Origin of the sequence: Variovorax restrictus, from assembly GCF_051216715.1 — a bacterium.
Classification (GTDB): Bacteria; Pseudomonadota; Gammaproteobacteria; order Burkholderiales; family Burkholderiaceae_C; genus Variovorax.
Map to the genome: position 1 here is coordinate 2,319,303 of NZ_JBPJZH010000001.1, position 17,219 is coordinate 2,336,521.

Sequence of the window (17,219 nt, forward strand, 5' to 3'; positions counted from 1 at the left end):
CCGCGCCTTACTTGGCGACGACGGTGAAGGCGCCCGCGCTCACTTCCATGCGCGTGAGACCCTTCGACGGCTCGCGCGTCTTCGGGTCGAAGGTGGTGTCGCCGGTCACGCCCGGGAAACCCTTGGTGGCGGCGAGCGCGTCGCGCACTTTCTGGCGCGTCGGGTTGGGGCCGGCCGCGACGATGGCGTCGAGCATGATGTTGGTGGCGTCGAAGGCCTGCGCGGCGAACATGCTGGGTTCGGCGCTGTAGTGCTTCTTGTAATCGTCGACGAAGGCCTTGACCTTCGGGGCCGGATTGCTCGCCACGAAGGTGGTCGGGAACTTCACGCCGTTGGCGCTCGGGCCGGCCAGCTCGATGAGCTTGGGCGCGTACATCGACGAAGCGCCGTAGATGGGCGTCTTCACGCCCAGCTGCGTGCGCTGCTGCAGGAAGGAAGCGCCTTCTTCATAGAACATGAACATCACGATCGCCTCGGGCTTGTCGCGACTCTGCTTGGTGATGATCGAGCGGAAGTCGCGGTTCCCGGGGTTGAAGAATTCGGTGCTGGTGATCTGCGCGCCGGAGGTCTTGGCGGCCTCGGTGAAGGCTTTGACGGCGCTCAGGCCCCAGTCGTTCTGGATGGCGACCACGGCGTACTTCTTCAGGCCGTTCTCGGCCAGCCACTTGGCGATGAAGGGCGATTCGATCTCCATCGTCGTGATGTTGCGAAACTGCCAGTCGCTGATCTTCAGGAAGTCGGGGTGCGACGCGGTCTGCGACAACTGCGGCACCTTCTGCTGCGCGTACACCTGGCCCGCGGCCATCGAAACCGTGGAGTTGAAGTCGCCCAGCACGCCGACGATGGCGGCGTCGTCGGAGAACTTCTTGGCGATGTTCACGCCTTCCTTGGCGTCGCTCTTGCTGTCCTCATAACGGATCTCGACCGTGCTGCCCTTGAGCTTGCCGGACTTGTTGAAGTCTTCCAGCGCGAGGGTGGCCGAGTTCTTGAACAGCGTGCCGTACTGCGAGTTGTCGCCGGACAAAGGCAGCTGGTAGCCGATCACGATCTTGTTCTGCGCCAGGGCGGCCGAGGCAGTGAGGCCGAGTGCAGCGGCCAACAGGGTGGGCAAGGCGGTGCGAAAGAGGGCGTTCATGAGAGCTTCCGGTGAGAAAGAGAAAAGGGAGGTCAGGCGGTGACTGGCGCAGGGAAGATCGGCTCGCCCAGGTTCAGCATCAGGCGGTTGGCCCAGGCGAAGAGCGCGACCGAATGGACCAGGTCGAGCACCTCGATATCGGTCAGGCCGACGGCCTTGAGCGCCTGCACATGCTCGGCTGACAGCGCATCGGGCCGCAGCGTGAGTTCGGCCGAGAACTGCACGATGGCCTTCTCGCGCTCGGTCGTGCCGGCGGTGGCCGGGTCCTCGAAGACCTGCTCGATCACGTCGCGGCGCTTGGCCAACTGCTCGAAGCGCTGCGCATGCACCGACGTGCAGTACACGCAGCCGTTGATGCGCGACTCGACCGTGGCACCGAGCTCGCGCTCGGCGCGCGGCATGCCGCCGGGCGCGAACATGATCGCGTTGAAGGCGATGGAACGCTGCAGCAGGATCTCGGGCTGGTGCGCCAGCAACAGGAAGTAGGCCGACTGCTTGGCGGTCGGGCTCATCTCGTCGAGCGCGGCGATCTGCTCGGGCGTGGCGTCTTCGAGCTTGACGGTGTCGAGCCAGGATTCCCAGTCGAGCACCGCGTTGGTGAAGCCGTTGATGTTGATCACGCCGCTCATTGCGTCACCTCCGCAGCGGCCATGGCCTTCAGGCCCGCGACGACGCGCACCTGGTAGGACAGGAAGGCGATGAGCTGCGCCACCGCCACGATGGCCGGCGTGGCGATGCCGGCCTTCACCAGCGTCTGCACCGCGTCGCGGTCACCCTCGATCGGGCGTTCGATCAGCTTGGTGGTGAAGTCGAGCATGGCGACGATGCGCGCATCGTCGATGGTCGCGATGCGGCCGGCTTCCACCGCTGCGATCAGCGCGGCATCGGCCTGCTCGGCGACCAGGCGTTCACGGTAGTGCGCGGCCAGGCTGTCGGCCTTCGACAGGCGGGAGGCGTGGAAGGCTGTCAGCATGCGTTCGACCACCGAGATGCCTTCGATCTCGGGCGTGAAGAGGCCTTCGTAGCTGCCTTGCGTGGCGGCCACGACTTTCGCGCGCTGGTGGCGCACGGCGTGCGTCGCCTGCGACGCTGAAAGGGGGACGGCGTGGTCGATCACGTCGATGGGGGAGGGACTTGTCATGTGGTTCTCGGAGATCAAGGGTTCGTCAAGGAGGTGCGTGTGCTCAGGCCGGCGTCCACTCGTTGCCCAGCAGTTCCGGGTCGTCATAGGCTTCGAGCCGAGCGAAGTGGTGCTCGAAGTCTTCGCGGTAGAACAGGCTGGCGATGCCGTTGGCCAAGCGGCGTGCGCCGTCGCTGATGGCCGGGATGTCGCCCGACACCGCGCCGTGCGAGAGCGTGGCCGGGTAGCAGAAGCAGTGGATGCGGTCGAGGCCGGGGCAGGCGCCTGCGGTCTTTTCCTGCAGCTCGAAGACGGGGCCGAGGTCGGGCGAGTCGGCGAGTTCGGTGTCGTCGGCGCCGGGCAGAGGCGTGAAGCGGTCCTTCCAGGCGCGCACATGGGGCGCGATGGCGGTGTACTCGCTGCGCAGGCTCCAGTCGATCTTGAAGCCGGTCGAGACGATGAGGAAATCGAAGGCGAACTCACCCTTGGGCGTGCGCACGCGCATGGCCTTGCCGTCGCGGTCCACCGACAGCACCGGGCAGCCGAAGTTGAAGCGCGCATTGGGGTGGCGCGACACGCGCAGCGTGCTGCCGTGCGGCGGCGGCACGTTGGCCACGTTGATGTAGTGCCGCAGCCGCCACTTGAGGTCGTCGGGCAGGTCGAAGTGGCCCTGCGTCAGGCCCGGCACGCCGGCGCCCTTGGACTTGTTGATGCGCGGCAGGTCGTCACGGCGGATCAGCAGGTCCACGCTCTTCGCGCCGACCTCGAGCGCGGTCGCGGCGCTGTCCATGGCGGACGAGCCGGCGCCGATCACCCCGACGCGCAGGCCTTCGAGTTGCGCGTAGTCCATCACGTCCGACGAATGCGCCCACTGCGTGCGATCGAGTGCCTGCACGAAGGCGGGCACGGCCGGGCCGCCCAGGCCGTCGCGGCCCGTGGCGAGCACCACGCGGCGCGCCAGCACGCGCGAGTCGCCGGCCGGCGTCTGCAACGCCAGCAGCACCTTGCCGTCGGCGCGCGGTACGACGGCGGTGATGGTGGTGTCGTTGCGCACATCGACCGCCATCACGCGGCGGTACCAGCGCAGGTAGTCCATCCACTGCAGGCGCGGGATCTTGTCGAGCTGCGTCCAGGCGTCGGCGCCGAACTGTGCCTCGAACCAGGCGCGAAAGGTGAGCGCGGCCAGGCCCAGCGCGGGGCCGGTGAGCTCCTTGGGCGAGCGCAGCGTTTCCATGCGTGCGGTGGTGGCCCAGGGGCCTTCGAAGTCGCGCGGCGCGCGGTCGAACACCACGGCGTGGATGCCCTGCTGCGCCAGCGCGGCCGCGGCCGCCAGCCCGGCCTGCCCGGCACCGATGATGGCGACGTCGAGCACCGGCACGCCGTCTTCAGCGGCCTGCAGTGGCATCCAGTCGCGGGCCGGCCAGCCCAGGCATTCGAGGTCCTTGGCCAGGCGTTGCTCGAGCGCGGCCAGCCCGGGGGCAGTGGAGGAGGGTGTCGTTGTCATGGAAGGCGTGCGGCTCCGGTCAATCGATGCTGATGTTCGCGGCCTTGGCGACCTCGGCCCACTTCACGCGGTTGTCGTGCACCGTCTTCTTGAACTGGGCCGGCGACTCGATGCGCACGGTGTTGCCCTGCGCCTCGAATTTGGCGCGCAGTTCCTTGTCTTCGAGCACCGTCCTGATGGCGCCGTTGAGCTTGTCGACGATCTTCGGGTCGGTGCCTTTGGGCGCGAACACCGCGAACCAGATCGAGCTGTCGAAGCCCTTCGTGCCCGGCAGGCCGCTCGAGGCGATGGTCGGCACTTCCTTCACGGCCGCCACCGGCGCAGCGGTGGTGATGCCCAGCAGGCGGACCTTGCCGGCCTTGTACTGCGGCAGCACCGTCTGCACCTGGTTCATGATGCAGCAGGTCTCGCCCTTGACCACCGAGCTGATGGCTTCGGGGCCGCCCTTGTAGGGCACGTGCGTCATCTGCAGGCCCAGGCGCGAATTGAATTCCGCGAAGGCCATGTGCGTGCCCGCGCCGTTGCCGGTGGAGGCGTAGTTGTACTTGCCCGGGTTGGCCTTCACCAGGTCGACGAACTCCTTGAGCGTCGTCACGTTCATTACCTCGGGGTTGATGGTGAGCACGTTCGACACGTCGAGCACCGGCGCCACCGCGACGAAGTCCTCCTCCACGTCGAAGGGCAGCTTCTTGTAGAGCGCCGCGTTGCTCCCGTGCGTGGCCGCGGTGCCGAAGGCCAGCGTGTAGCCGTCGGCCTTGGCACGCGCCACGTATTCGCTCGCGATGTTGCCGGCCGCACCGGACTTGTAGTCGATGACGACCGGCTGGCCCAACTGCTTGGACAACGGTTCCTGGATGGCGCGGGCCACCACATCGACGCCGGAACCGGCGGGGAAGCCCATGATCATCGTCACGGGCTTGGTCGGCCACTCTTCCGCGGTGGCGGGCGCCGCATGGATGAAGAGGGACAGCGCCGCCGAGAGCAGGGCGATGGTGCGGCTGGAGCGGAGGGGTGGGGTCATGCGGTCCTCGTTGGAAGGGGATGGCTTGTCAAGGCAATGTCCATGCCAAGTAGTAATTTATCGACAGAAGTTCGGCAATCGTTAGATATAAGTTTTCGCCATATCGATATAACGAGAAAAATATTTCCAACAGAAGCCGGGGCGGGGATTGTGCGCGAACAGCGTTTTCCCTGCTGGAGGCCGTGGCGACAAAAATTTCCCCATGCCTTCCAGGTCCTGTCATGCCGTCGCATCGCGACCGACATCATGGCGCGAACAGGCCGCGCCTGAAAAGGGTGCGCCTCATGCCGGCGGCATGCACGATTCGATGCACCCCCACGCGCCGCCGGCGGGCGGTTGCCCATGCAAACGGCCCGCACGAGGCGGGCCGGTGAATGCAGCAGGCAGGCGCGCTCGGCGCCAACGCGGTCAGAGGTGGCGTTGCATGCGGTCGAGCGCCGACTGCATGTCGCGTATCAGATCGTTGCAGGACTCCAGCCCGGCGTGGATGCGCAGCAGCGGGCCTTCGAGTGTCCACGGCCGGACGGCGCGCGTGGGTGCATCGACCGGCAGCGCCAGGCTCTCGTAGCCGCCCCACGACAGGCCGATGCCGAAGAGTTCGAGGCTGTCGAAGAACACGCCGAGCGCCTCACGGCCGACCGGCTTCAGCGCGACGCCGAAGAGCCCGCTCGCGCCCCGGAAGTCGCGGCGCCACAGCGCGTGACCGGCATCGCCCGGCAGTGCCGGATGCAGCACCTGCGCGACCATCGGATGGCGCGCCATGCTCTCGGCCAGCAGCACGCCGTTCTCCCAGTGGCGATGCAAACGCACCGACAGGCTGCGCAGGCCCCGCAGCGCGAGGTAGAGGTCGTCCGGCCCTGCCGTCTGGCCGAAGTCGTGGGCGGTCTGCTGCAGCAGGGGCCAGGCGCGTTCGTTGGCCGTGGCCGCGCCGAGCAGCGCGTCGGAATGGCCGACGATGTACTTCGTCGCGGCCTGTACCGAGATGTCCACGCCGTGCTCGAAGGGCTTGAAGAACAGCGGCGTGGCCCAGGTGTTGTCCATGACCACGAAGGCATCGACCTTGTGCGCTTCCTCGGCGATGGCGGGGATGTCCTGCACCTCGAAGGTGGTGGAGCCGGGCGACTCCACGAACACCACACGCGTGGAAGGGCGGATCTGCCGACGGATCTCGCCGCCCGCGAGCGGGTCGAAGAATTCGACGTCGATGCCGAAGCGCGTGAGCACCGTCGTGGCGAAGCTGCGCGTCGGGCCGTAGACGCTGTCGCTGATCAGCGCGTGGTCGCCCGGCTTGAGCAAGGCGAGCAGGCTGTGGGTGCAGGCGGCCAGACCCGACGGAAACACGATGGAGCGGTAGCCGCCTTCGAGCTCGGCCAGCGCGGTTTCGAGGGCGCGGGTGGTGGGCGTACCGAAGCGGCCGTACGACGCATAGGGGTTGCCCGGGAGCTTGCGCGACTCCCACTCGGTGAGCGAATTCGACAGGATGGTGGAGCCGCGAAACACGGGTGTGTTGACCATGCCGCCATGGCTGGAGGGATCGCGCCCGGTGCGGACCAGGACGGTTTCTGAATCGAAGGAAGTCAACGGCCGGTCTTTCGGTGAATGCTGTGGCGGTGCTCCAGTCTAGAAAGGAGGGTGTGGTTTCTTTTGCTGAAATTTGCCTCATCGCGTCGGCTTCGCGCAAAATTCTTCTCAACGTCACACTCATATTGGATTGGATTTCTCGATGGACAAGATCGACAAGGCGATCCTCGAATTGCTGCAAGTCAACGCGAGCGCCTCGCTGCAGGAGATCAGCGAACAGGTGAGCCTGTCGGCCACGCCTTGCTGGCGCCGCATCCAGCGGCTCGAGCGCGAGGGCTACATCCGCCAGCGCGTGGCCCTGCTCGACCCCGACAAGCTCAACGTGGGCGTGACGGTGTTCGTCGCCATCCGCACCAGCCAGCACAACGAGAAGTGGTTCAAGCGCTTCAGCGCCGTGGTCGCGGGCATCCCGCAGATCGTGGAGTTCTATCGGATGAGCGGCGACACCGACTACCTGCTGCGGGTCGTGGTGCCCGACATCAAGGCCTACGACGCGGTCTACAAGCGAATGATTCGCGAGGTCGAACTGTCGGACGTGAGCTCGAGTTTCGCCATGGAGCAGATCAAGTACACGACCGCGCTGCCGCTCGACTACGCCTGAAGGCGCAGCGCGGCAGCGCGGCAGTGCGGCGCAGCCAGGGCATTCACATGAGGTTACGGCGCGACCTGGGGCATGGTTTCCAATGGGGGGCCGCGCCGCTTCGGCGCTCGAAAGGAAGTGTCATCCATGTCCGAGCGTGAACCCGATTTCCGGCCCGCTGCCCGCCGGTCGCCCATGAGGGCCGTCGTGGGCGGGGTGATCGTCGCCATCGCTGCTGCGGCCGGCTGGTGGTACTGGTCGCAGCGCGAGGGTGTCGCGCCGGTGCCGCCGCCCGTCGCCACTGCGCCGGCCGTGCCCGACGGGCTGCCGCCAGCACCGCCGGTCGCGGCCACAGGCCCGTTGAACCCGCTCGATGCGCTGGCCGAACCCGATGCGGTGCTGCCTGCGCTGGGCGATTCGGACGCCCAGGCGAAGAAGGCGCTGACCGATCTGCTGGGCGCCCAGCGCGTGACCGCGTTGCTCAATATCGACGGCTTCGTGCGACGTGTGGTCGCCACGGTCGACAACCTGCCACGCGCACAGGCGCCGTCGCGCATGTGGCCAATGGTGCCTGCACCCGAGCGCTTCACCGTCGAGGGCACCGCGGAGCGCACGACCATCGGTCAGGCCAATGGCGCGCGCTATGCCGCCTTCACGCAGATGGTTGAGGCGGTCGATGCGGAGCGCGCCGCATCGCTCTACGCGCGCTTCTACCCGCTGTTCCAGCAGGCCTACGAAGAGCTCGGCTACCCGGGTCGCTATTTCAACGACCGGCTGGTGGCCGTCATCACCATCTGCTCGACGCGCCCGAGCCCACCGGGCCGGTGCAGGTGCAGCTGACCGAGGTGCGCGGCGAATTCACGGCCGAGCGGCCGTGGACGCGCTACGAGTACGTCGACCCGGCGCTCGAATCGATGTCCAGCGGCCAGAAGCTGATGGTGCGCGTGGGCCTGGCGAACGAGCGCCGGCTCAAGGCCAAGCTGCGTGCGTTCCGCGCGCAGGTGGCGACCGGTGCTGTGGCCAAGCGCTGAGCGATGAAGATCGCGACCTTCAACGTCAACGGCGTCAATGGTCGCCTGCCCCGGCTGCTGGAGTGGCTGGCCGAGTCGAAACCCGATGTGGCCTGCCTGCAGGAACTGAAGTCGCCCGATGCCAATTTCCCGGCCGAGGCGATCCGCGCGGCCGGCTATGGCGTGGTGTGGCATGGGCAGCGTTCGTGGAACGGCGTGGCCATCCTCGCCCGTGGCCGCGAGCCGATCGAGACCGGGCGCGGCCTGCCGGGCTTCGAGGGCGACCCGCAGAGCCGCTACCTCGAGGCGGTGGTTGACGGCATCGTGATCGGCTGCCTCTACCTGCCCAATGGCAACCCGCAGCCCGGCCCGAAGTTCGACTACAAGCTGGCGTGGTTCGAGCACTTCAATGCGCATGCGAAGCGGCTCTTCGGCTGCGGCCTGCCGGTGGTGCTGGCCGGCGACTACAACGTCGTGCCGACCGATGTCGACATCTACAACCCGGCATCGTGGCGCGACGACGCCTTGCTGCAGCCGGCCAGTCGCGAGGCCTTCGCGCGCCTGATGAAGCAGGGCTGGACCGACGCGCTGCGCGCCCGCCACCCCGACGAGCGTATCTACACCTACTGGGACTACTGGCGCAACCGCTGGCCCCGCAACGCGGGCCTGCGCATCGATCATCTGCTGCTGAGTGCCGACCTGGCACCGCGACTGCGCGACGCCGGCGTCGACCGGGAGGTCCGCGGGCGGGCCGGCGCGAGCGACCACGCGCCGACCTGGGTCGTGCTCTGAAACGACGGGCGAACGGAGGCTGGCGGACGCTGTAGTAATCGCTCTGTACACTCCGGCGGTCTTCCTGCCTCGACCGCCGCCTGCGCTGGCGCCGGTCTGTCCGTTCATGAACCACAGCGCGCCCTCCTCGACGCCCATCGCCTCGGCAGACCCTGCCGTCTTGGCGCGCATGGTGCGCGTCGACCAGCTCGTATCGGTGCGGCGCAGCGTGCTGGCGGGCATGCCCATCAGCATCGTGCTGAGCTTGACCGCGACGCTGGTGGCGATCAAGTCGGGGCGGCCGGTCATGGGGCTGGTCTGGCTGCTGTTGACCTTGTCGCTCAGCGTGGTGCGCATCGTCACGAGCCGTCGCTTGCTCGAGCGCTCCTCAGCCGCGGCGGCGCTAGGTGGAGACACCAGCCTGGTGGACGCCCGCTGGGTCGAGTGGCAGTTGCGGTGGACGGCCATCGCCGCTGGCGCTTCGGGTTGCGTATGGGCGCTGGTGGCCTTGCTGTGCGACGGCTACACCTCGGCGCAGACGGTGTTTTACCTGACCGTGGTCTGCGGCGCCTGCGCTGGGGCCGTGACGTACAGCAGCGCCTACGCACTGGCGCCGGTGAGCTTCATCGTGCCGACATTGCTGTCGGTGATGGTGTCGCTGATGATCGCCGGCGGTTTCGAGAACGTGAGCCTGGCCGCGATGGTGCTGCTGTATCTGATCGGTCTCACGCGCGGCTCGCTGGTGAGTGAGAAGGCTTTCCGCGCCGGCAGCCGGCTCAAGAACGAGGCCACCGAACTGGCGGCACGTCTGCACCAGGCGCACCAGTCGCTGCAGACGTCCACGCAGGCGCTCGCGCATCGCGCGTCGCACGACTTCCTGACCGGGCTGTGCAACCGCGAGGGCTTTACCCAGGCGGTGGCAACCCGCCTGGCCGCGCACCCGCAGGAGGCGCATTGCCTGATGCTGCTGGACCTCGACGGCTTCAAGACCGTCAACGACGTCTTCGGCCACAAGGTCGGCGACCAGGTCCTGGAGGACGTCGCGCGCTGGCTCACGAACGAACTGCATGGCCTGGAGGCCGTGGCAGGCCGCTGGGGTGGCGACGAGTTCGCGCTGCTGTTCAGCATGAAGGCCGGCATGAAGACGCCGGAGAGGCTGGCCGAGGCGCTGATCCGCTCCATCCCCTTCGCCACCTCGCATTACGGCGGCCATCTGGGCGTGAGCATCGGGGTGCTGAAGTTCCAGGCAGCGGATGCGCTGCAGTTCACCGACATGATCAGCGTCGTCGACGAGGCACTCTACGAAGCCAAGCGAGCCGGCCGCAACCGCTACCGGATCGTCGACGAGGCGCTCAACGTGCAGCTCGCCACCCGCCGCGACGTGGAGCGCGACCTGCTGGGGGCGATCCAGTCGCGCAGCATCGAACTCTGGTACCAGCCGATCATGGACACCCGGAACGGGCGCATCCACAGCCTGGAAGCGTTGATCCGCTGGACGCATCCCCGGCATGGCCGCATTTCGCCCGAGCATGTGGTGTTCGCCGCAGCCACCACGGGCATTGCCGAGAACCTGCTGTGCTACATCCTCGACGAGATCTGCCGCGCCATGCAGCAGCTGGATGCGCCCGGCTCGCCGCTGGCCGGGCTCCCGGTCGCCATGAACGTGTCGCCGCGCGAGATGGCGCAGTTGGCGGTCGACGAGATCGTGCTGGGGACGCTGGCCGCCCGTGGCATCGCCACCGGCCGCCTCCAGATCGAAATCACTGAAGAGATTGCCCTCGACACCCAGGCCACGCGCGGTCGCCTGAGCGCGCTGTCGGCCGCGGGGGTGGCGATCGCCGTCGACGACTTCGGCGTCGGCTACTCGTCGCTGGCCTCGCTGCGCAGCGACTATGTGCGCCAGGTGAAGATCGACCGAAGCTTCATCGACGGCCTGGAGGCCTCGCCCGGCAACGCGGTGTTGGTCAATTCGATCCTGCAACTGGGCCACTCGCTCGACATCCTCGTCGTGGCCGAGGGCGTCGAAACCGAGGCGGAGCTCGAAGTGCTGAGCTTGCTGGACTGCCAGCTGGTGCAGGGCTACCTGTTCGCGCGGCCCGCACCGCTGCCCGAGGTCATGGCCTGGGCGGCCGCTCGAACGACCTGACGACGCGCAGCGTCGCCTGCTCGACTTTAGCGGCGCTGCAGCTCGCTGCCGCCGATGTAGATGCGGTTGTGGACTGGCGCGATCACCAGCTCATTGATGCACACGTGCGGCGGCATCTCGGCGATGAAGCGGATGGTGCGGCCCATGTCCTCTTCCTGCAGCATGAGCGCCTTGTCTTCGGCGCTCGGCTCCACCGGGCGCTTCTTCAGGATCGGCGTGGCCACTTCGCCCGGGCACACGGCCGTGGCGCGCAGGCCGTGCACGCATTGCTCGATGTTGAAGTTGTGCGTCATCGCCGTCAGGCCCGCCTTGCTCGCCACGTAGGCCGGGCCGGTGAGGTAGCTCTGGTGCCAGCCGGCGAAGGACGCGATGTTGATGACGGTGCCGCGCCGCCGCGCCTGCATGCCCTTGAGCACCGCCAGCGTGCAGAAGGTCGCGCCGTTGAGGTTGATGTTGATCACCTTGGCAAAGGTGTCGCCGTCGGTCTCGCTCCAGAAGCGCTTCGGGAAATTGACACCGGCGCTGTTGACCAGGATGTCGACGCCGCCGTGCCGCGCCTCGATGGCGGCAGCCACGGCATCGACGGCAGGGCGGTCGCCCACATCGAGCGCCATTGCCGTGATGCGGCCCTGCGGTGCGCCCTTGGCCTCGGCTTCGGCGATCGCCGCGTCGAGCTTGGCCGCCTCGCGACCGGAGATCACGACCTGGCATCCCGCCTTCGCCAGGTCGATCGCACCGGCCAGGCCGATGCCGCTGCCGCCGCCGGTGACCCAGGCGATCTGACCCTCGAGCGGCTGCTTCGTTTCGTTCATCGATGTCTCTCCTTCGGATGGGGAAACATCGATTGTGCCGCCGTGATCAGCCCGTCGTGTACTCGCCGACCGGCACGCAGCTGCAGAACAGGTTGCGGTCGCCGTAGACGTTGTCGACCCGGCCGATCGGCGACCAGTATTTGGCCTGCTTGAGGGCCGCCAGCGGGTAGGCGCCGAGCTCGCGCGAGTACGGGTGCGTCCACTCGGTGGTCATCAGGCTGGCGGCCGTGTGCGGCGCGTGCTTGAGCGGGTTGTCCTCTTTCGGCCACACCCCTTCTTCCACGCGGCGGATCTCGCCGCGGATCGCGATCATCGCGTCGATGAAGCGGTCGAGCTCGGCCAGCGGCTCGCTCTCGGTCGGCTCCACCATCAGCGTGCCGGGCACCGGGAAGCTCAGCGTCGGGGCGTGGAAGCCGTAGTCGATCAGGCGCTTGGCCACGTCTTCGGCGGTGATGCCGCAGGCGTCCTTGATGGGACGCAGGTCGAGGATGCACTCGTGCGCGACATGGCCGTTCGGGCTCGCGTACAGCGTGGGGTAGTGGTCCTTCAGCCGCGCGCTGATGTAGTTGGCCGAGAGGATGGCCGTCTCGGTGGCAGCCTGCAGGCCGGCCGCGCCCATCATGCGGCAGTACATCCAGCTGATCGGCAGCACCGCGGCGTTGCCGAGCGGCGCCGCAGAGACGGCCCCGACATCGTGCCCACCGACACCGGCGGTCGCATGGCCCGGCAGGAAGGGCACGAGGTCTTCCACCACGCAAACGGGGCCGACGCCCGGGCCGCCACCACCGTGCGGAATGCAGAAGGTCTTGTGCAGGTTCAGGTGGCTCACGTCGCCGCCGAACTCGCCCGGCGCGGCCACGCCGACCAGGGCGTTCATGTTGGCGCCGTCGACGTACACGCGGCCGCCGTGCGCATGCACCAGCTCGCACAGTTCCTTCACGCGCGTCTCGAACACACCGTGCGTGCTGGGGTAGGTGATCATCACCGCGGCCAGGTTCGCGCTGTGCTTCTCGCACGCGCGCTTGAGGTCGTCGAGGTCGACGTTGCCCTGCGCGTCGCAGGCGGTCACGACCACCTGCATGCCCGCCATCTGCGCGCTGGCCGGGTTGGTCCCGTGCGCCGAAGACGGAATCAGGCAGATGTTGCGCTGACCTTCGCCCTTGGCCACGTGGAAGGCCTTGATCGCCAGCAGCCCGGCATATTCGCCCTGCGAGCCGGCGTTGGGCTGCAGGCTGATGCCGGCGTAGCCGGTGGCCTCGCACAGCCAGGCGCGCAGTTGTTCGTCGAGCTCGGCATAGCCCTGCAGCTGCTCGGCCGGTGCGAAGGGGTGGATGTTGGCGAACTCGGGCCAGGTGATCGGGATCATCTCGCTGGTCGCGTTGAGCTTCATGGTGCAGCTGCCCAGCGGGATCATGCTGCGATCGAGCGCCAGGTCCTTGTCGGAGAGGCTGCGGATGTAGCGCAGCATCGCCGTCTCGCTCTTGTGCGTGTTGAACACCGGGTGCGTGAGGAACGCGGAGCTGCGGCGCAGGTCTTCCGGAATGCGAACCGGCGCGGTGTCGGCCAGTTCCTCGAAACGCGGCATCGGCGTGCCGGCCGGCACGAACAGCGCCCACAGCGTTTCGATGTCCGCACGCGTGGTGGTCTCGTCGAGCGAGATGCCCAGGTGCTGCTGCAGCCGGTGGCGCAGGTTCACGCTGGCGGCCTTGGCGTGTTCGAGGATGGCGGCGGTGTCGTCGCCGCTCTTCACCGTCAACGAATCGAAAGCCGTGGTGTTGACCAGCTCGCGGCCCATCTGCTCCAGGCCCGCGGCCAGGATGCCGGTGAGCGCGGCCACGCGCTGCGCAATCCGCGTGAGGCCTGCGGGGCCGTGGTACACGGCGTACATGCTGGCGACGACGGCCGGCAGCACCTGCGCCGTGCAGATGTTCGACGTGGCCTTCTCGCGGCGGATGTGCTGTTCGCGCGTCTGCAGCGCGAGCCGGTAGGCCGTCGCACCGTGCACGTCGACGCTCACGCCGACCAGCCGACCCGGCAGCGAGCGCTTGTACGCGTCGCGGCAGGCCAGGTAGGCCGCGTGCGGGCCGCCGTTGCACATCGGCATGCCGAACCGCTGCGTGGTGCCGCAGACGATGTCGGCGTCCCACTCGCCGGGGGGCGCCAGCAGCGTGAGCGCCAGCAGGTCGGCCGCCACGCACAGCGCGGCGTCGCAGGCATGCGCATGGCCGGCCAGCGGCCGCAGGTCATGCACCTGGCCGGTGGTGCCGGGGTATTGCGCCAGCACACCGAAGAAGTCGCCGCTGGTCATGAGGTGCGGCAGCGTTTCCGACGCGGTGCTCACCTTGATCTCGATGCCCAGCGGCGCGGCGCGGGTGCGCAGGACCTCGACGGTTTGCGGGTGGCAGTCGCCGGCCACCAGGAAGATGTTGCTCTTGGACTTCACGCTGCGCTTGGCCAGCGTCATGGCCTCGGCCGCGGCTGTCGCTTCGTCGAGCATCGACGCGTTGGCGATCGCCATGCCGGTCAGGTCGCAGACCATGGTCTGGAAGTTGACCAGCGCCTCCATGCGGCCCTGCGAGATCTCGGCCTGGTAGGGCGTGTAGGCCGTGTACCAGGCCGGGTTCTCCAGGATGTTGCGCAGGATCACGCCGGGCGTGTGGGTGCCGTAGTAGCCCTGGCCGATGAAGTTGCGCGCCACCTTGTTCTTCGCCGCCATCGTCTTCAGTTCGGCCAGTGCGTCGGCCTCGCTCACCGGTGCGGGCAACTGCATCGGCCGGGTGCGGCGGATGGCCGGCGGCACGATGCCGTCGATCAGTTCCTCGCGCGTGGCCGAGCCGATGACCGGCAGCATGCGCGCCTCGTCGGCCGGCTCGATGCCGATGTGACGGGCGATGAACTCGTCGGCGTTCTCGAGTTCGCGCAGGGTGGGGAAGGCGTTGGATGGCATGGGGTGTCGAAGCAGTTCAGGCAAACACGGGATGAGCTGGCAGGTCTGAAGGTGGAACACCGCGGAACCGGCTTCGCCGGGCCGCTGGTGTTGCCCCCGGTAGGGGGTGGGCGAAGCGACACGAAGTGCGCGCAGCCTGGGGGCGAGTCAATTTTCAGCAGCGAACTTGTCGTAGTCGGCGGCTTCGAGCAGGGCGTCGAGCTGGGCGGGCTCGCTCAGCTTGACCTTGAAGAACCAGCCGGCCGCGAGCGGGTCGCTGTTGGCGAGCGAGGGGTCGGCGCGCAGCGCTTCGTTGACTTCGGTGATCTCGCCCGAGACGGGCATGAAGACATCGGCCGCGGCCTTGACCGATTCGACGACGCCAGCGACTTCACCTTGCGCGAAGGTCTTGCCGACGTCCGGCAGGTCGACGAACACGACGTCGCCCAGCGCGTCCTGCGCATGCACGGTGATGCCGACGATCGCGTCGCTGCCGGTGGCCTGGACCCATTCGTGGTCCTTGGTGAATTTGGTGCTCATGGGGGCTCCTGATAAGGGGTGAAAAAGAAATCAGCCTCGGTAGTATCGGGTCGGCACGAAGGGCAGGGTGGTCACTTCCATCGGCACCGGCTTGCCGCGCACGATGGCCTGCAGGCGGGTGCCCGGCTCCGCATAGGCGGTTGCCACGTAGCCCATCGCGATCGGCCGGTCGGCCGTCGGCCCGAGCAGGCCGCTGGTCACCTGGCCGATGGCGGCGCCCTCGAAAGACTCGAGCGGCGTGCCGTCGCGTACCGGGATGCGTTCCAGCGCGACCAGGCCGACGCGGCGGCGCTTGAGCGTCTCGTGGTCGGCGATGCCCGCCGCGCCCGAGGCCGCGGCCGCCAGCTGGAACAGCACCTTGTCCGCGCCGGGGAACCCGCCCGCGCGCGCACCACCGGTGCGACGCACCTTCTGGATCGCCCAGTTGAGCGAGGCCTCGACCGGCGTGGTCGTCTCGTCGATGTCGTGGCCGTACAGGCACAGACCCGCTTCCAGCCGCAGCGAGTTGCGTGCGCCCAGGCCGATCGGCTGCACCTCGGGCTGCGCCAGTAGAAGGCGGGCTAGTGCCTCGGCGTCGTTCGCCTTCACCGAGATCTCGAAGCCGTCTTCGCCGGTGTAGCCGCTGCGGGTGACGAAGGCCGGGATCTTCACGTCCTTGTCGCCGATCTGCACCGCGCCACCCGTCATGAAGACGAAGCGCTCGACGCCGGGCGACAGCCGCGCCAGCGTGGCGGCGGCCTGCGGGCCCTGAAGCGCGAGCAGCGCATGGTCGGGCATCGGCTGCACGTCGCAGCGCGCACCGATCCTCTGCTTGATGTGGGCGAGGTCGGCGGCCTTGCAGGCGCCGTTGACGATGACGAAGAGCGAGCCGTGGCCTTCGTTGAAGAACATCAGGTCATCGAGGATGCCCCCTGCGTCATTGAGCAGCAGGCCGTAGCGCTGCTTGCCGGGTGCCAGGTCGACCACGTCGACCGGCATCAGCGTCTCGAAGGCCGCGGCAGCATCGGGCCCGACCAGGCGAAGCTGGCCCATGTGCGAGATGTCGAACAGGCCGGCGGCGGTGCGGGTGTGCTTGTGCTCGGCCATCAGGCCGGCGGGGTATTGCACCGGCATCGAGTAGCCGGCGAAGGGCACCATGCGGGCGCCGAGTTCGACGTGCAGGGCGTGCAGCGGGGTCTTCTGGAGCGGAAGCGAATCGTCGGAAGCAGCCATGGGCGCTCTCCAAAACAAGGGGCAGACGGAATCCACGACGCAAGTCATGGGCCACCCCTGCTGTCCGCTCTACCTGAGAGATTCGCCCCGCCTGGTCACAGGCTTAGGGTTTGCTCCTTCGGTGGGCCGGCATGTCGCGATGGACGACCGACCTCTCTCCAGCAAGGAAACGCCCGGGTGAACGGGCGCCTCGTCAGTCCTTGGTACCTGAGCGTTCGGATGGGTTCCTGCGCCTTCGGTGGCCCGTGCGGGCGCTCTCCTGACCCGGGCGAGTGTAGTGGATCGACGCGGGCTCAGTGCACCGTTTCGGCTGGCAACAACTTGGCGATGCGGTCCTGGATGGCGTCGGCACGCTCGTCGCCCGCGGCCTGCCGTATCTCCGCGAGCATCATGTCGGCCACGGCCAGCATCGTGACGCGGTCGCGTGCCTCGCGCAGCGTGTCGCGCAGCACGACGGCCATCGCCGGATCACGCCGCGCGAACATTCGCTCGCACAGGTCGAACAGGAACATGCGCGTGGTCGCCAGGGAGGGCTTGCCGTCGAAGGGGTCGGCCGACACGGCGACTGGTACGGCGGGTGGCGATGGCTCGGGCACATTCGGCACGACGACGGCTGGCGCGTCGATGCGTTCGTCCGGCGCATGCAGATAGCCCTCGTGCAGCAGATGCCGCGCCACGCGCACCGCCTCGTCGCGGTCCGTGAAGAGCGGCACGAAGTCGGTCACCGAGCGCTGGCCGTCGGCCATCAGCAGCACGGCGCGCTCGCGCTGGGTCAGCGTGCGGCGGCCAGGGCGCAATTCGTCACGGGCCTTGTCGGTCTTGCTGAAGAACATGAGATGCCGGGCGGAAGATGGGCTCGCC

At 67.9% G+C, this 17,219-nt stretch carries 14 protein-coding genes, 1 pseudogene and 2 riboswitches; of the genes and pseudogenes, 4 read left to right on the forward strand and 11 right to left on the reverse strand.

Annotation, left to right across the window (positions count from 1 at the left end):
- Window positions 1-7 precede the first annotated feature (7 nt).
- The 6 genes from ACSFA0_RS10940 to metC all read right to left on the reverse strand — a co-directional run bounded on the left by ACSFA0_RS10940 (window position 8) and on the right by metC (window position 6,361).
- Entirely contained in the window at window positions 8-1,135 is a 1,128-nt protein-coding gene (locus ACSFA0_RS10940; RefSeq protein ID WP_435450207.1) for an ABC transporter substrate-binding protein, read from the reverse strand.
- A 32-nt stretch (window positions 1,136-1,167) separates the two neighbouring features.
- A complete protein-coding gene (locus ACSFA0_RS10945) occupies window positions 1,168-1,764 on the reverse strand; it encodes a peroxidase-related enzyme (protein WP_435450208.1) in 597 nt (198 codons plus the stop codon).
- Window positions 1,761-2,276 carry a CMD domain-containing protein gene (locus ACSFA0_RS10950; RefSeq protein ID WP_435450209.1) on the reverse strand — a complete coding sequence of 172 codons (516 nt, stop codon included), beginning with the start codon at window positions 2,274-2,276 and terminating at the stop codon, window positions 1,761-1,763. The genes ACSFA0_RS10945 and ACSFA0_RS10950 overlap by 4 nt, the downstream gene beginning before the upstream one ends.
- A gap of 43 nt (window positions 2,277-2,319) precedes the next feature.
- Window positions 2,320-3,759 carry an NAD(P)-binding domain-containing protein gene (locus tag ACSFA0_RS10955; protein WP_435450210.1) on the reverse strand — a complete coding sequence of 480 codons (1,440 nt, stop codon included), beginning with the start codon at window positions 3,757-3,759 and terminating at the stop codon, window positions 2,320-2,322.
- Window positions 3,760-3,778: 19 nt separating this feature from the next.
- Entirely contained in the window at window positions 3,779-4,780 is a 1,002-nt protein-coding gene (locus ACSFA0_RS10960) for a Bug family tripartite tricarboxylate transporter substrate binding protein (RefSeq protein ID WP_435450211.1), read from the reverse strand.
- 408 nt (window positions 4,781-5,188) lie between these two features.
- Window positions 5,189-6,361, reverse strand: a complete 1,173-nt coding sequence (gene metC / locus ACSFA0_RS10965) for a cystathionine beta-lyase (RefSeq protein ID WP_435450212.1) — start codon at window positions 6,359-6,361, stop codon at window positions 5,189-5,191.
- A gap of 142 nt (window positions 6,362-6,503) precedes the next feature.
- Here metC and ACSFA0_RS10970 point away from each other — a divergent pair, with 142 nt between their 5' ends.
- From ACSFA0_RS10970 to ACSFA0_RS10985, 4 genes and pseudogenes are all read left to right on the forward strand, one after another.
- Complete coding sequence (locus ACSFA0_RS10970; protein WP_435450213.1) at window positions 6,504-6,962, forward strand: Lrp/AsnC family transcriptional regulator; 459 nt, start codon at window positions 6,504-6,506, stop codon at window positions 6,960-6,962.
- 126 nt (window positions 6,963-7,088) lie between these two features.
- Window positions 7,089-7,972: pseudogene (locus ACSFA0_RS10975) on the forward strand (DUF3014 domain-containing protein).
- A 3-nt stretch (window positions 7,973-7,975) separates the two neighbouring features.
- Window positions 7,976-8,743 (forward strand): exodeoxyribonuclease III, encoded by a 768-nt coding sequence (locus ACSFA0_RS10980; RefSeq protein ID WP_435450214.1) that lies wholly within the window; start codon window positions 7,976-7,978, stop codon window positions 8,741-8,743.
- Window positions 8,744-8,849: 106 nt separating this feature from the next.
- Window positions 8,850-10,868: a putative bifunctional diguanylate cyclase/phosphodiesterase gene (locus tag ACSFA0_RS10985; protein ID WP_435450215.1), complete on the forward strand. Its 2,019-nt coding sequence runs from the start codon at window positions 8,850-8,852 to the stop codon at window positions 10,866-10,868.
- Window positions 10,869-10,894: 26 nt separating this feature from the next.
- On the opposite strand, the gene ACSFA0_RS10990 is transcribed toward ACSFA0_RS10985, so the two are convergent.
- The 5 genes from ACSFA0_RS10990 to ACSFA0_RS11010 form a co-directional block, all read right to left on the reverse strand.
- Window positions 10,895-11,680, reverse strand: coding sequence for an SDR family oxidoreductase (locus tag ACSFA0_RS10990; protein WP_435450216.1), 786 nt, complete (start codon window positions 11,678-11,680; stop codon window positions 10,895-10,897).
- 46 nt (window positions 11,681-11,726) lie between these two features.
- Window positions 11,727-14,627, reverse strand: coding sequence for an aminomethyl-transferring glycine dehydrogenase (gcvP, locus tag ACSFA0_RS10995; RefSeq protein WP_435450217.1), 2,901 nt, complete (start codon window positions 14,625-14,627; stop codon window positions 11,727-11,729).
- 147 nt (window positions 14,628-14,774) lie between these two features.
- Window positions 14,775-15,146 carry a glycine cleavage system protein GcvH gene (gene gcvH / locus ACSFA0_RS11000; protein WP_435450218.1) on the reverse strand — a complete coding sequence of 124 codons (372 nt, stop codon included), beginning with the start codon at window positions 15,144-15,146 and terminating at the stop codon, window positions 14,775-14,777.
- Between the two features lie 30 nt (window positions 15,147-15,176).
- A complete protein-coding gene (gcvT, locus tag ACSFA0_RS11005) occupies window positions 15,177-16,358 on the reverse strand; it encodes a glycine cleavage system aminomethyltransferase GcvT (RefSeq protein ID WP_435450219.1) in 1,182 nt (393 codons plus the stop codon).
- Between the two features lie 50 nt (window positions 16,359-16,408).
- Window positions 16,409-16,530: riboswitch (glycine riboswitch) on the reverse strand.
- A gap of 12 nt (window positions 16,531-16,542) precedes the next feature.
- Window positions 16,543-16,630: riboswitch (glycine riboswitch) on the reverse strand.
- 21 nt (window positions 16,631-16,651) lie between these two features.
- Entirely contained in the window at window positions 16,652-17,191 is a 540-nt protein-coding gene (locus ACSFA0_RS11010) for a hypothetical protein (protein ID WP_435450220.1), read from the reverse strand.
- Between the last annotated feature and the right edge of the window lie 28 nt (window positions 17,192-17,219).

Coding starts and splice junctions, on each gene's coding strand:
- ACSFA0_RS10980 (WP_435450214.1), top strand. CDS start 7,976: ATGAAGATCGCGACCTTCAACGTCAACGGCGTCAATGGTCGCCTGCCC.
- ACSFA0_RS10960 (WP_435450211.1), bottom strand. CDS start 4,780: ATGACCCCACCCCTCCGCTCCAGCCGCACCATCGCCCTGCTCTCGGCG.
- gcvP (WP_435450217.1), bottom strand. CDS start 14,627: ATGCCATCCAACGCCTTCCCCACCCTGCGCGAACTCGAGAACGCCGAC.
- gcvH (WP_435450218.1), bottom strand. CDS start 15,146: ATGAGCACCAAATTCACCAAGGACCACGAATGGGTCCAGGCCACCGGC.
- ACSFA0_RS10990 (WP_435450216.1), bottom strand. CDS start 11,680: ATGAACGAAACGAAGCAGCCGCTCGAGGGTCAGATCGCCTGGGTCACC.
- ACSFA0_RS11010 (WP_435450220.1), bottom strand. CDS start 17,191: ATGTTCTTCAGCAAGACCGACAAGGCCCGTGACGAATTGCGCCCTGGC.
- ACSFA0_RS10940 (WP_435450207.1), bottom strand. CDS start 1,135: ATGAACGCCCTCTTTCGCACCGCCTTGCCCACCCTGTTGGCCGCTGCA.
- ACSFA0_RS10955 (WP_435450210.1), bottom strand. CDS start 3,759: ATGACAACGACACCCTCCTCCACTGCCCCCGGGCTGGCCGCGCTCGAG.
- ACSFA0_RS10945 (WP_435450208.1), bottom strand. CDS start 1,764: ATGAGCGGCGTGATCAACATCAACGGCTTCACCAACGCGGTGCTCGAC.
- ACSFA0_RS10985 (WP_435450215.1), top strand. CDS start 8,850: ATGAACCACAGCGCGCCCTCCTCGACGCCCATCGCCTCGGCAGACCCT.
- ACSFA0_RS10970 (WP_435450213.1), top strand. CDS start 6,504: ATGGACAAGATCGACAAGGCGATCCTCGAATTGCTGCAAGTCAACGCG.
- gcvT (WP_435450219.1), bottom strand. CDS start 16,358: ATGGCTGCTTCCGACGATTCGCTTCCGCTCCAGAAGACCCCGCTGCAC.
- ACSFA0_RS10950 (WP_435450209.1), bottom strand. CDS start 2,276: ATGACAAGTCCCTCCCCCATCGACGTGATCGACCACGCCGTCCCCCTT.